The following is a 12,704-nucleotide window of genomic DNA, read 5'->3' on the forward strand; positions in this document are numbered from 1 at the left end:
ACCGACCAGGGCAGACGTCGCGGTGAGCGGCCGGAGCCTGCGAGTAGGCTGGCGCGGTCGAGAAGGAGAGATCTTGTGCCCATGAATGAGCCGTATGCAGTCGTCGGAGCAACGGGTGGTCAAGGAGGCGCCGTCGTCGACGCGCTCCTCGAACGAGGACGTGAGGTACGAGCGCTGGTCCGTCGAAGCTCTTCGCGCTCAGACGCGTTGCGCCTGCGAGGCGTCGACATTGCCGTGGCTGATATCACCGATCGGGCGGCGATCGCGTCAGCCGTCGAGGGGTGCGCGGGCGTGTTCGCCATGACAACGCCTTTCGAGGACGGCCCGGAGGCGGAAATCGCTCAGGGTGCCGCGCTTGTCGGCGCGTTCAGTGATTCCGGTGTTCCCCACGTGGTGTTTTCTTCGGTGGCCGACGCGGACAAGAGCACCGGGGTCCCACATTTCGACACGAAGGCTGCTACCGAGTCGTTGCTGCGAGACTCCTCGGTCTCGTACACGATCGTCGGGCCGACCTACTTCTATGACAACCTGCTCGGTGGCCTCGACAGCATCCGCCGAGGCCGGCTCGATCTGCCTCTGCCGGTCGACACCCCGCTGCAGCAGTTGTCGCGCCGGGACCTCGGTCGGTTCGTCGCCCTCGTGTTCGACGATCCGGACCGGTTTTCCCGGACACGAATCGACCTGGCGTCGGACGATCCGACGCCACGTCGGATGGCCGAGGTGCTCAGCGAGGTACTGGGCACGCCGGTTCATGCCCATGCGTCCGACGCGGACGCCATCGCATCGCCGGACATGCGCGCGATGTTCCGCTTCCTTACCGACACCGGGTACGACGCGAACATCGGCGAACTGCGCCGGCTCTACCCCGAGGTGGGGTGGCAGAGCTTCGCCGATTGGGCAGCCGAGTTGGCGTGACCGCGTGATCTCCGCAGATTAGTGGCGTTTGCCGGTCGGGGTTGTCCGGGTGCCCGGTGGTGGGGTGTCGGCGCGGGCGAGTTCGGCTACGCGGTCGGCCAGCTCACCGGTCAGTGTCGTGTCGGGTTCGGTGCTCGCGGCGTCCGCAAGCCGGGTTATGACGGTGGTGGTCGCCGGGTCGGCGGTGTCGGCTACGTCGTCGAGGTTCTCGGCGAGCGAATCGGTGTCGAGTTGATGGGCCGCCTTCTCGTTCAGCTCGGCGTTCCCTACGGCCGCGGACCGAGAGGCGGTCTCGACCTCGGCGGCAGCGATATCCGAGGCGCCGGGATCGTCATCGGTGTCGGGGGCGGTGCCGGCGACCAGGGTGATGCGGGGTGGGGCGTCGGCGCCACGATGGGCACGGTCCTGGTGACCCAGAACGCTACCGACGGCGCAATCGAGCAGGCCGAGGCCGCCCCGGTACAGCCGTCGGGCCGGTGCTGCGGGTGCCAGGTGTGCGATGACCTGTTCGTCGATCAGGTGAAGGGGGTAGCGCACGATCGTGTACTGCGCGCGCAGTATGGCCAGGGGAAGTGCGGTGATGATGTTCATGAGGCCTCTATATCGGGTGAAAGGAAGGACTGGGTGCCGCCGCAGGGGTTCCATACCGGCGCGGGAGACGCCCCTTCCACCGCCTTGACGTCCCGCGTCGTCGCTCCACGTCCGGTTACCCGAAACTGCGTCCGATTACCCACGCCGTGATGCGACTGGTGGCCCGCCGGCTACGCACTCCTGGACTTCGACATCACGGTGAATCGGACCGCTCAGCTGCTGGAGCTCGAGCCCGGTGGTGCCCCGGGTCGTCTTCATCATCTCGGCGAGGATCGACACCGCGGTCTCCTCGGGAGTGCGCGCGCCCAGGTCGAGGCCGATCGGGGAGTGCAGCCGAGCCAGCTCCGCCGCGGTCGTCCCCTGTTCCCGCAGCAGCGCGACCCGGCGCTCGTGCGTGGCCCGGCTGCCCATCGCGCCGATGTACGCGGCGTCCGATCGCAGGGCCAGCTCCAGCAGTGGGATGTCGAATTTCTCGTCGTGGGTGAGCACCGCGAGGACCGTCCGGTGGTCGACCGGCGCGGTCTCGAGGAACCCGTGCGGCCACATCACGACGACGTCGTCGGCGTCCGGGAACCGGGCGCGCGTCGCGAACACGGCGCGGGCGTCGATCACCGTGACGTGGTAGCCGGCGAACGCGCCCAGCGTGCACATGGCCGCCGCGAAGTCGATGGCCCCGAAGATGTACATCCGCGGCGGGGGCGCGAAGATCTCGACCATGCACACCGTCTCGGACCGCAGCTGATACACCCGCGACTCACCGGCGTCGAGGCGACGGCGGACATTATCGACATCGGTCTCGGGCAGGTCGAGGTCGCCCGCGGCCCCGTCCCCGGTGATCACGCAGCGCCGGGTCCGTGCTCCGTCGCCGGTCTCCGTCACGACGGCGATCGGCTCACCGCCGCGGATCCTGCGCGCCACGTCCGCGAAGTCCGGGAAGTCGTTGTGCCCGATACGCTGAACGAACACCTCGATGGTGCCGCCGCACGTCAGACCGACACCGATCGCGTCGTCGTCCGCCACGCAGAACACCTCGGTCCGGCTGCGCCCGTCGGCCAGCACGTCCCGCGCCGTCTCGTACAGCGCGCTCTCGACACACCCACCGGACACACTTCCGAGCACCTCACCGGATTCCGACACGGCCATCGCCGCGCCCGGTGCCCGCGGAGACGACTTCCAGGTGCGCACCACCGTGGCGAGGACGAAGTTCTCGCCACGATCGAACCACGCTTGCAGGCCCGTCAGGATGTCGCGCATCGTCTCGTACTCCTCGGGTGCTTCGTCGGGACCCTCACGCTAACCGGCGGCGACCGGCCGTCGCGGCACACAATGCGCCGAAATCCCCAGCGGCCGCTTGTGCATTCTCGCCATCGCTATCGATCGGCGGGTCCGCAATTCTCGGACGGTCCCCCTTCCTTCACAGAGAACCGAGGATCCACCATGAACCAGTTGCTCAGCGGGATCCGGGTCCTCGACCTCACGCGGGCCCTCGCCGGTCCGCTGTGCACGGCACTGCTGTCCGATTTCGGCGCCGACATCATCAAGGTCGAGACCCGTTCCGGTGGCGACAGTTCCCGGCAGTGGCCGCCGTTCGACGGCAGCGACAGCCTGTACTTCGCCTCCGTCAACCGCGGCAAACGGTCCGTCGCGCTCGACATGCGCAGCGAGCAGGGTCGGAAACTGCTGCGCCGCATGGCCGTCGACGTGGACGTCATCGTCGAGAACTTCCGACCCGGCGTCCTCGCGGACATGGGACTCGATCAGGAGTCGCTCGCCGAGGACAATCCCGGAGTGATCGTCATGAGTGTCAGTGGTTTCGGCCCGACCGGACCCGAGCAGTTCTCCCCGGGACTCGATCAGGTGGCGCAGGGCATGTCGGGTCTGATGTCGGTGACCGGCGCGGGCGCCCACACGCCGATGCGCGTCGGCATCCCGATCATCGATACGGTTTCCGGTATCTATGCGGCGCTGGGCATCACGGCGGCACTCGTGTCGCGGGGCCGTGACGGCGCCGGCCATCACGTGCAGACGTCGCTGCTCGAATCGGCCCTGTCGATCATGTCGTTCCAGGCGCAGAACTATCTGAGCACCGGACGCGTCGCGGAGCCGAACGGCAACACGCACCCGACGATCACGCCGTACGGCACGTTCGACACGGCCGATTTCCCCATCATCATCGCGACCGGCTCGGATCGGCACTGGGAGTCGCTGTGCCAGGTTCTCGGGGATCCCGAACTCGCCGACCGGCCCGAATACCGCACCGGCCAGTCACGACTCGCGCACCGCGATCGGCTCACCAAGGAACTCCTCGAACTGCTGTCCGTGCGGCCGGCCGCCGAATGGGTGACGGCGATTCGCGCGGCGGGCATCCCGTGCGGTCCCGTCCACACGATCGATCAGGCCTTCGCCGACCCGCAGGTGCAGGCGCTGAAGATGGTGCAGCCGGTGGCCACACCGAACGGCGGTGAAGTGCCGCTGGTCCGTGGTCCGTTCTGGGTGGACGACGAGACGCTGCCCATCCGGAATGCGCCGCCGATGGTGCTGGGACAGGACACGGCCGAGGTGCTCGGTGATTTCGGGCTGAGCGACGAAGACATCGAGGGCCTGCGGCGAGACCGGGTGATCTGACACCCGCGTCGGCCGTGGTCGCCTCACAACCGGGCGGCCACGGCCAACGCCACGTGCTCGCACCACGGGCGCGCGACGACCTGCACACCGATCGGCAACCCGGACCGGGTGCTTCCCACCGGAACGACGACGGACGGCAGACCCGTCACGCTGATCGCGCGGCAACTCGCCAGGGCCTGAGCCCACGTGAGCGACTGCCCACCGACGTCGAACAGTTCCTCGCCGAGCGGTGGCGCCGGGATCGAGGCGACGGGAAGGACGAGCACGTCGCCCATCTCGCCGAGCAATCGGTGGACGAGTTCCGCTCGCTGCGCCCACAGTCGCTCGACCAGGCGCCGGTCCACGTCCCGTGCGTCGGCGAGCATCGTGGTGATGTTCGTTCCGAAGTCGATGCCGAGTTCTTCTATGTCGGTGTGGGTTTCGACCGAACGCAAAGTACCGAACAGCTCGTTCCCCTCCGACAGCGCCGCCCCCCGGTACGGTCGGGCACCGAGCCGTCCGGCGGCACCGGCCACGGCCGCGACAATCTCCGTGTCCACCGGGACGGTCCCGTCGCCGGGCGCCCACGTGATGTCGAGACGCGGAAGGTCCACCGAAGCCGGGTCCGTCCAGCGGTACTGCCGGGACGAGAGCGCCCGCAGCACGAGCGCCGCGTCGTCCAGTGTCCGCGCCATCGGGCCGATCGTCTGCAGCGTGCCGTGCATGGTCGCCGGATTGGTCAGCAGGTGCTCGCCCGAGGGGACGCCGGGATACTGTCCGTCGGGGTCCACCCGGCCGATCGTCGGGCGCACGGACCGCAGACCCGTGCAGTGGGCGGGCCAGCGGACCGAGCCGCCGAAGTCGGTGCCGAGACCGACAACACTCATCCCGGACGCGATCGCCGCCGCCTCGCCGCCGCTCGAACCGCCAGGGGAGCGGGAGACACCGCCGGGCCGCAGCGGGTTCACGGTGTACCCGAACAAGTCGTTGTGCGTCAGACCGCTGGCCCCGAACTCCGGGGTGTTCGTCTTCCCGACGAGAATCGCGCCGGCCGCCCTCATCGCGGCCACCGCGGGCGCGTCGACAGAAGGCACGTTGTGCTCGAGCGCGCGCGACCCCGCCGTCGTCCGGACACCCGCCGTCGCGATCAGGTCCTTCACGGTGAACGGGACCCCGGCCAGCGGACCGACGTCCTCCCCTCGGCCGATCCGGATGTCGAGGTCGTCGGCGGCCCGGATCGCCTGATCCTCCGCGACGGTGACGACGGCGTTCAGCTCCGGGTTGCGGGCCTTGATGTGCGCCAGGTGGTCGTCGAGCACCTGGCTCGCGGACACCTCCCGGTTCGTCACCGCGCGGGCGATCGTCTGCGCGTCCGAGCCGACCCAACTGCCGTCGTTACCCCACACATGTCCTCCTCGGCTCGTGCTCAGGGGTCGACGCTAGACATCGCCGGACCCGCCGCACACGGCCAGTGTGCACAGGAATCCGTGGCCCGAGCTGTGAAGAGTTGATACTTCGCCGCGCTACGGGCTCTGGGAGGATCAGGTGATGCTTCCGCCCTGGGTCCGCCTCGCCGCCGCGCTGTTCGCGGTCAGCTGGGGTGCCAACCAGTTCGCCCCGATGCAGCTCGTCTACCGCGAACATCTCGGTCTCGGCAACGGCTCGTTCACCGCGATGCTCGCGTCGTACGTCGTCGGGCTGGTGCCCGCTCTGCTGTACTTCGGGCGCGTGTCCGACCGGTTCGGGCGGCGCGCGGTGATCCGCCCGATGATCCCCGTCGGCATCGTCTCCTCCCTCGTCCTCATCGCGGGCGCCGCCGTCCCCGACCTGCTCTACCTGGGCCGGGTGCTGGCCGGACTCGCGTCCGGCATGGCGTTCGGCGCCGGCACCGCCTGGATGAAGGAACTCGGCTCCACCGCCCCGGCCGGGGCGGGTGCACGCCGCGCCGCCGTGTCGTTGTCCGCGGGATTCGGCTGCGGAGCCCTGTTCGCCGGCGTGATCGCGCAGTGGCTCCCCGCCCCCGAACTGCTCCCGTACCTGGTGCACATCGCGCTGATGCTCGGAGCCCTGGCGCTGGTGTGGGCGGTGCCCGACGTTCGGGTCCGGGCGACCGACCTCACCGCCACACCCCTGTCGGCGCTGGCGACACCCCAGTTCCGATGGGGCATCGCACCCTGGGCACCGTGGGTGTTCGGTGTGGCGACCGTGTCGTTCGCGACCCTTCCGCCGCTCGTCTCCGAGTCGCTGCGGTCCACGTCGGTGGCCTTCACCGGGCTCGTCGCGGCGCTGACCCTGATCACCGGTGCGGTGATCCAGCCGTGGGCCAAACGGTGGTCGCAGCAGGACGACGCCGCCGCCGGAATCCGGGTCGGCATCACCCTCGGGGTGCTGGGCTTCGGCGCCGCGACCGTGGTCGCGTACACGGACGGGGCGCCGGCCGTCGCCGCGATCGTCGCCGCGGCCTTCCTCCTCGGATCCTGCTACGGCATCCTGCTCGGTTCCGGTCTCGCGTCCGTCGAAAGACTGGCACCGGCAGACGAACTCGCGCAGACCGTGGCGGTGTTCTACTGCCTGATCTACGTCGGCTTCGCCGTCCCGTTGGTCATCTCACTCCTCGCCCCGCACCTCGGTTACGCCACCTGCTTCGTGGGGGCGGCACTGCTGATGCTGCTGTCCGTGGCGGTGGGCCGGAAGGTGAAGGACCGGCACCTCACCCACACGTGAGTGGCGAAACGTGCCCGAGCACGCTTCGCCACTCACCTGGGGAGGGTCCTATCGTTCGGTCGCGCCGCACTCGCCGCATGCGGGCACCAGCGCCTCACTGCGCGGCCGTGGCGTACCGGCCCGCGACCGCACCGGGAGCAGCGGCGGCCACGGCCAGTGCTGGCCGAGGCGGCCCCGCGCGCGCAGGAAGCCGAGGCCGAGCACGAGCCCGAAGATCAGGTGCCCGACCAGCGACAACGTGATCGTCGTCGGCGTGAGCGGGAACATGTCGTGCTGTCCGTGCGGCGACAGGGCGACCGTTCCGATGAGCCCGGCCCACACCGGGAACACCGCGAAGGTGACGAACGCGAGGAGGACGACGCGGCGTGACCGATGTTGGAGGCCGAGCGCGAGGGCGATGAGGAAGAAGGCGATTCCGATGCCGCCGCCGTCGCCGAGGTACCGCCACAGGTAGCCGACGATCGCGCCGGTCCGGGTGTCGGTTCCCGAGTGCAGCCACGTACCCATTTTCGGAATGAAGTCGCCCCACAACCCGAGCAGATACACGGTGTCGAGGCGGAAGACGTCGTAGGCCAGACACGCGAACATCCCCCAGCCGAGGCCGTGGCCGACGATGCGGTCGATCGGGTGCGGAGCGAACACGCACAACACGGCGAGGGTGGCGGCGAGCGGAATGATCACCAGCGCACCGGTGGCATTCATCGGCACGACACCGAACACCTGCGCCGAGATCGCGAGCAGCGGTAGTGAGGCGAGCAGCAGGTACAGGCCCATCCGGGCGAAGGCCCAGTGGTGACGGACCTCTTTGTGGACGGATTCGACGGCGGGCAGGGCCGCGCCCGGCGGATCGTGTTCGTGGACGTCAGGGACGGTGGCACCGAGGATGCGGGGCATGGGGGGGTTCCTTTCGGTCGTGGGGTTTCTCTCCGAGTAGTCGGTTTTCGAGATCCCCAGCGTCCGTCGAGTGCCCGGCCTTCGAATAGTCCCCCGAGGGGTGGTGATAGCCACCCCTGTACGTACGCCCCGTCAGTACGCTCGCCCGAAGATCACCCGCTTGCCATACGCCGACGCCGCGCCACATCGCACGCACCCACCTGCCTCCGGTTCGCCGCCGAGCGGAACACATCGCGGGGTGGCAGCAGTGAGGGACTTGATCTCCTCCTCGCACGCGGCAATCCCGCAGTGCAGGGCCAGTGCCCACCCGGTCGACACCGCGTCCGCGAAATCCTCCCAGTTGTCGACGGTTCGGGTGTGGTCGTCGCGGAACGCGGTGGCCCGAGCGAGCAGGAAGGCCTGAAAGTCGTCCAGGACCCCCGGCATGGTCTCGGGCAGGGAGTCGATCGGCACGGCCTGCTTGCCGTCGTCGCCGAGCCGTTTCACCATCATCACGGTGCGGGCCTCCAGATCTCGCGGGCCGAGCTCGAGCCGGACCGGGACGCCGCGCATCTCCCACTCGTTGTACTTGAAACCCGGGGTGAGGTGGGGACGGGCATCGACATGGGTCCGCACCCCTACCGACCGCAGGCGGCGGGCCAGCTCGTCGGCCGCTTCCTCGACCGCGACGTTGCCGCCGCGGGTGATCGGCACGATCACCACCTGGTGGGGCGCCAACCGCGGCGGGAACACCAGGCCCTTGTCGTCGCCGTGAGTCATGACGATGCCACCAATCATCCGGGTGCTCATTCCCCAGGACGTGGTGTGACACAGCTTCTCTCGGCCCTCCTCGCTGGTGAACCGGATGTCGAACGCCGACGCGAACTTGGTGCCCATGTAATGCGAGGTGCCGGACTGCAGTGCACGGCCGTCACGCATCATGCCCTCGATCGTGTAGGTCGCCACCGCACCGGCGAACCGTTCGCCGGGTGTCTTCTCACCCGGAACGACCGGGATCGCGGCCAACTCACGCGCCACCTCATGATAGATGTCCAGGGCCAGCATCGTCTCGCGGCGGGCGGCAGCCTCGTCGACGTGCGCGGTATGACCCTCCTGCCACAGAAACTCTGTCGTGCGCAGGAACATTCGCGGCCGCAACTCCCACCGCACCACATTCGCCCATTGATTCAACAGCAGCGGCAGGTCGCGGTGCGAGCTGATCCACTTGGCCATCATCTCGCCGATCACCGTCTCCGACGTCGGCCGCACCACCAACGGCTCCTCGAGAACTTTCCCGCCGGCACGAGTGACCACCGCCAGTTCCGGGGAGAACCCTTCGACGTGTTCGGCCTCCCGGCCCAGGTAGCTTTCCGGAATCAGCAACGGGAAGTATGCATTCTCGTGACCGGTGTCCTTGATGCGACGGTCCAGCTCGGACTGCAACAGCTCCCACAGCCGGTACCCGTACGGCCTAATCACCATGGTGCCCTTGGCCGGACCTCGATCCACGAGACCCGCCTTGAACACCACCTCGTTGTACCAGGCAGCGAAGTCCTCACTCTGGGCTGTCACACCACGCTCATCCCGTGCCATGCCCAGACAGACTACTCGGGAGGTGCGCGCCACGGTCGGTCCTGGCGCACCCGGCTGCCGGTCGTCGGGGCTGCGGCGACAAGATTGATCGACTACATCTCGACGTGCCGAGAACCTGCGCGGGGTCGTACCCCACAGTCTCGTCGAGTCCGCAGCGTGCCTCCACAACCGACCACGGTGGGCCGAATGCTCACCTCCCGTGAACTTCCCGGTTTCCAGATCATTTCTGGCCGGCAGCGGCCGGAGCTTCCCCTCCGTCGGTATCAACCAGAGAGGTGTAGGCCACGATGTTGGACAGGTAGCTGCGGGCGTCCGCGTCGTACTCTCCCCCACAGGTGACCAGTTGCAGCGTTTCATCACCGTGCGAGCCGTACACCTCCTCGGCCGGGAACTCCGTCTTCGGGTACGTCTCCACCTTGGTGACCGCGAAATGAGCGATGGTGCCGTCGGCCAAGCTCACCTCGATCGAGTCTCCCGCCTCGAGGTCTTTCAATCGGTAGAACACCGCCGGACCCTCATAGGAATCGACGTGCCCCAGGATCACTGCCGAACCCAGCTGGCCCGGAGCCGGCCCGAACTTGTACCACCCCGGCTTGTCGAAATCGGTGGGCACCTCGACTGTTTCGTCGGGATTGAGTCCAAGAGTGATGAGTGTTTCGTCCACCCCCAGCGCGGGGATCCGCAGCGCGACCGGTGCCGGGCCGGACGCCCCGTCGGAGGGTGCCGGCACGGTGTCGGTCACGGATGGCTGTCCGAGCTGGGGATCTCCCGACTCCTGATAGCTTCGCAGGGCGAGGACAGCCGTCGCGATGAGTATCAGGACCGCTGCCACCACCCACCAGCGTTTCACCCTGCCCATCGCCCCCTCGGGCCCTGGCCACTCGGGGCCCGGGACGGGCTCTGGGTATTCGGGGCTCGGGTCGCTCATCGCTGCCTCCTGCGCAGTCGGGCTCCCTGGCCTGCCGCTATGCCCGATCCGGCCAGGGCCAGACCTGCGAGGGAGCGGAGAACGTTGTCATCGGAGTGGGGAGTGGTGCCGCCGGCCCCCGTTTCCGGATGCCCCTTGGGGATGATGTACCCGTTGCCACCAGGGCCGCCCTTGCCTCCGCCGCCGGGTCCGCCTTGTTCGCCGGGTCCGCCTTGCTCACCCGGGCCACCTTGCTCACCCGGGCCACCTTGCTCACCCGGGCCACCTTGTTCGCCGGGTCCGCCCTGTTCACCGGGTCCGCCCTGTTCACCAGGTCCGCCAGGACCGCCGGGGGGAGCCGGAGGAGCCGGAGGAGCGGGGGGAGCGGGGGGAGCCGGGGGAGCCGGAGGAGCCGGAGGGCCAGGGGGTGCCGGCGGGCCCGGAGGAGCGGGAGGGCCGGGAATTCCGGGGACACCGGGGACACCGGGGATGCCGGGAATGCCTCCGCCGGGGGGGATCGGAATGGGGATGGGGATCGGAATGGGAATCGGAATGATGGGACCGTTGGTGACGGTCGTAGTGGTGGTGGTCGGCGGTGCCGTCGTCGTGGTTGTCGTGGTCGGCGGTGCCGTTGTCGTGGTTGTCGTGGTCGGCGGCGGTGTCGTCGTGGACGTCGGCGGCGGCGTGACGCAGTTGGGCCGGGAGATGGTGTTGTTGTCCAGAGTGACCGCACCATTGCGTGCCAGTACGCGGCCGTTCACGGTGGTGCCGGTCTGCACCGAGATCGAGGTCAACGCCATGATGGTTCCGACGAACGTGGTGTTGGTCCCCAGGGTCGCTGAACTACCCACCTGCCAGAACACGTTGCACGGGGAGGCCCCGTTGATGAGAGCGACCGTGCTGCCCGACGCGGTGATCAACGTGGATCCGGCCTGAAAAATGAACACCGAGTTGGGATCACCCTGCGCATCGAGGGTGACGGTGCCGGTCAGACCCATCGGGCCGGCCGTGTTGTAGGTGCCATCGACCAGGGTTAGGCCACCGAGATCGGGGGGCGCCGCCGCGGTGGCCGGCCGGCCGGCCGCATCGTTGTATGCCGTCGTCAGATCGGATTGAGCCTGCAGCGCAACGGCATCGGCAACGTGTTGCGTGCCGTTGATCACCGTTCCCGGCGGAAAGCCGGTGACCGCGCTGCCCGGACTGACACCCAGGTCCCCGGAGATGATCGACGGGCCGGTGTTGGTGACCGTTTGGCCCGCCAATACCGCGAAGGAGTTGGCTGTCCCCAGTCCGACCGGAGGATGAGCCGCTGACGCGACTCCACCGAAGACGATCACAGCCGTGGCGGTCGCCATGGCCGCCCCCGCCACAAACCAGCGACGCCGAGAACGCGCCTGGATCGAAGTGTGCACCGATGTCACGAATTTCCCCTCACCGTGGAGCGGTTGATGGCAGGAATCATTCGCAAACCACCCGGTATGTGTCAACGACCGGCGCGGTGTGTCGGTTATCAATTAATTTACGCCCGAATGGCGAATCCGCGCTTCGCGGGAATTCGTCGATTTGGAAACTGTCGACCGAAGAGGCGTGACCGCCGCCGTCACGGGAAAAGTATTGCTCTTCACAAGAACGAGAAGCACGCGCCTGAGCAGGAGAACCCCGGATCATACCTGGCAGTGCACGTTTCGCTTTTCGGTTGGACGTACAGCAAGGTTCGCTTCTTTTGTTGGTTGGACGTACAGCAAGGTTCGCTAATTTATATGGGTTGGACGTTCGATAAGTTAGATTGAAATATTGTTACCAAGCTACATTGCATGCCATTTCATACCGGCGGTACGGTACCCGGCGTAAAACAATTACAGGAACAGTAAGTCATCCATCTTTTCGGACCGATGTCACCATTCCCGCATTTTTTAATTTTCTGGGTAGCAAGTTACATTGCGATCACGCGTGCTATCTTTCAATGTGTCAGCTTCAAGTTCCGTCCGCTCCGGTCGTAAATGTGGGCAGACAGAATTTTCCGATACTTCGCGTAACACTCAACATGTGCCTGCAACGTCAGCCCTCCCGGACTGAACACACGAGGGTGCGGCACCGAGGCCGCCGATCTCGTCGAACAGCTACCTCATCGGTACGTCAAGGAGATGAAGATGGGCAACGAGCACTCCGCGGGAGCATCCGACACCGTTCTGCAGATCGCGGCGCCGGATTGTGATTCGGATCCGCTCTTCCCGAGGACTACAGCCGAGGCCGCTCCGGTCACCGTCGGTGCGACGAAACTCCCGCAGTTCTCCGCGCGCGTGGACCCGGAGTTGCTGCGGCAGGTGAAGATCGAAGTAGCCACCCGCGGGACGACTTTGCAGGCGGCGACGGCCGAAGCATTCAGGCTGTGGCTCTCGTCGAAGTAGCCCCGACCGGGACGTCCGATCTCGCCTCCGGCCCCGAGCCGCACAGATTCATCGGTACGGATCGTCTCGACGCCGGCAGGCAATCTCGA

Annotated in this window: 11 protein-coding genes; 4 read left to right on the plus strand and 7 right to left on the minus strand. The window is 67.5% G+C overall.

Annotated features, from left to right (window positions below; genetic code table 11):
- The first annotated feature begins 81 nt into the window (after positions 1–81).
- The gene (locus ACNJ7E_RS01450) at positions 82–915 is read left to right on the plus strand and encodes an NmrA/HSCARG family protein (protein WP_418338869.1); all 834 of its coding nucleotides are present in this window, start codon (positions 82–84) and stop codon (positions 913–915) included.
- A gap of 18 nt (positions 916–933) precedes the next feature.
- On the opposite strand, the gene ACNJ7E_RS01455 is transcribed toward ACNJ7E_RS01450, so the two are convergent.
- Both ACNJ7E_RS01455 and ACNJ7E_RS01460 read right to left on the minus strand, forming a co-directional pair.
- Positions 934–1,506 (minus strand): hypothetical protein, encoded by a 573-nt coding sequence (locus tag ACNJ7E_RS01455; RefSeq protein ID WP_418338870.1) that lies wholly within the window; start codon positions 1,504–1,506, stop codon positions 934–936.
- Positions 1,507–1,641: 135 nt separating this feature from the next.
- The gene (locus ACNJ7E_RS01460) at positions 1,642–2,760 is read right to left on the minus strand and encodes an XdhC family protein (RefSeq protein ID WP_418338871.1); all 1,119 of its coding nucleotides are present in this window, start codon (positions 2,758–2,760) and stop codon (positions 1,642–1,644) included.
- A gap of 183 nt (positions 2,761–2,943) precedes the next feature.
- On the opposite strand from ACNJ7E_RS01460, the gene ACNJ7E_RS01465 reads away from it, so the two are divergent.
- Positions 2,944–4,131, plus strand: a complete 1,188-nt coding sequence (locus ACNJ7E_RS01465; RefSeq protein WP_418338872.1) for a CaiB/BaiF CoA transferase family protein — start codon at positions 2,944–2,946, stop codon at positions 4,129–4,131.
- Positions 4,132–4,154: 23 nt separating this feature from the next.
- On the opposite strand, the gene ACNJ7E_RS01470 is transcribed toward ACNJ7E_RS01465, so the two are convergent.
- Positions 4,155–5,516, minus strand: coding sequence for an amidase (locus ACNJ7E_RS01470; protein ID WP_418338873.1), 1,362 nt, complete (start codon positions 5,514–5,516; stop codon positions 4,155–4,157).
- 142 nt (positions 5,517–5,658) lie between these two features.
- On the opposite strand from ACNJ7E_RS01470, the gene ACNJ7E_RS01475 reads away from it, so the two are divergent.
- Positions 5,659–6,834: an MFS transporter gene (locus tag ACNJ7E_RS01475; protein WP_418338874.1), complete on the plus strand. Its 1,176-nt coding sequence runs from the start codon at positions 5,659–5,661 to the stop codon at positions 6,832–6,834.
- Positions 6,835–6,882: 48 nt separating this feature from the next.
- Here the strand turns inward: ACNJ7E_RS01475 and ACNJ7E_RS01480 are convergent, their stop codons facing one another.
- The 4 genes from ACNJ7E_RS01480 to ACNJ7E_RS01495 form a co-directional block, all read right to left on the minus strand.
- The gene (locus ACNJ7E_RS01480; protein ID WP_280779282.1) at positions 6,883–7,728 is read right to left on the minus strand and encodes a hypothetical protein; all 846 of its coding nucleotides are present in this window, start codon (positions 7,726–7,728) and stop codon (positions 6,883–6,885) included.
- Between the two features lie 132 nt (positions 7,729–7,860).
- Positions 7,861–9,300 (minus strand): proline--tRNA ligase, encoded by a 1,440-nt coding sequence (proS, locus tag ACNJ7E_RS01485; protein WP_280779281.1) that lies wholly within the window; start codon positions 9,298–9,300, stop codon positions 7,861–7,863.
- A 220-nt stretch (positions 9,301–9,520) separates the two neighbouring features.
- A complete protein-coding gene (locus tag ACNJ7E_RS01490; protein ID WP_418338875.1) occupies positions 9,521–10,228 on the minus strand; it encodes a class F sortase in 708 nt (235 codons plus the stop codon).
- Entirely contained in the window at positions 10,225–11,562 is a 1,338-nt protein-coding gene (locus ACNJ7E_RS01495; RefSeq protein ID WP_418338876.1) for an ice-binding family protein, read from the minus strand. The genes ACNJ7E_RS01490 and ACNJ7E_RS01495 overlap by 4 nt, the downstream gene beginning before the upstream one ends.
- A 789-nt stretch (positions 11,563–12,351) precedes the next feature.
- Here ACNJ7E_RS01495 and ACNJ7E_RS01500 point away from each other — a divergent pair.
- Entirely contained in the window at positions 12,352–12,615 is a 264-nt protein-coding gene (locus tag ACNJ7E_RS01500) for a hypothetical protein (RefSeq protein ID WP_317571076.1), read from the plus strand.
- Positions 12,616–12,704: the final 89 nt, after the last annotated feature.

The organism is Rhodococcus mengyinensis (assembly GCF_048381435.1).
Taxonomy (GTDB): domain Bacteria; phylum Actinomycetota; class Actinomycetes; order Mycobacteriales; family Mycobacteriaceae; genus Rhodococcus_F; species Rhodococcus_F opacus_D.

Coding starts and splice junctions, on each gene's coding strand:
- ACNJ7E_RS01490 (WP_418338875.1), bottom strand. CDS start 10,228: ATGAGCGACCCGAGCCCCGAATACCCAGAGCCCGTCCCGGGCCCCGAG.
- ACNJ7E_RS01500 (WP_317571076.1), top strand. CDS start 12,352: ATGAAGATGGGCAACGAGCACTCCGCGGGAGCATCCGACACCGTTCTG.
- ACNJ7E_RS01465 (WP_418338872.1), top strand. CDS start 2,944: ATGAACCAGTTGCTCAGCGGGATCCGGGTCCTCGACCTCACGCGGGCC.
- ACNJ7E_RS01495 (WP_418338876.1), bottom strand. CDS start 11,562: ATGGCGACCGCCACGGCTGTGATCGTCTTCGGTGGAGTCGCGTCAGCG.
- ACNJ7E_RS01460 (WP_418338871.1), bottom strand. CDS start 2,760: ATGCGCGACATCCTGACGGGCCTGCAAGCGTGGTTCGATCGTGGCGAG.
- proS (WP_280779281.1), bottom strand. CDS start 9,300: ATGGCACGGGATGAGCGTGGTGTGACAGCCCAGAGTGAGGACTTCGCT.
- ACNJ7E_RS01480 (WP_280779282.1), bottom strand. CDS start 7,728: ATGCCCCGCATCCTCGGTGCCACCGTCCCTGACGTCCACGAACACGAT.
- ACNJ7E_RS01450 (WP_418338869.1), top strand. CDS start 82: ATGAATGAGCCGTATGCAGTCGTCGGAGCAACGGGTGGTCAAGGAGGC.
- ACNJ7E_RS01455 (WP_418338870.1), bottom strand. CDS start 1,506: ATGAACATCATCACCGCACTTCCCCTGGCCATACTGCGCGCGCAGTAC.
- ACNJ7E_RS01475 (WP_418338874.1), top strand. CDS start 5,659: ATGCTTCCGCCCTGGGTCCGCCTCGCCGCCGCGCTGTTCGCGGTCAGC.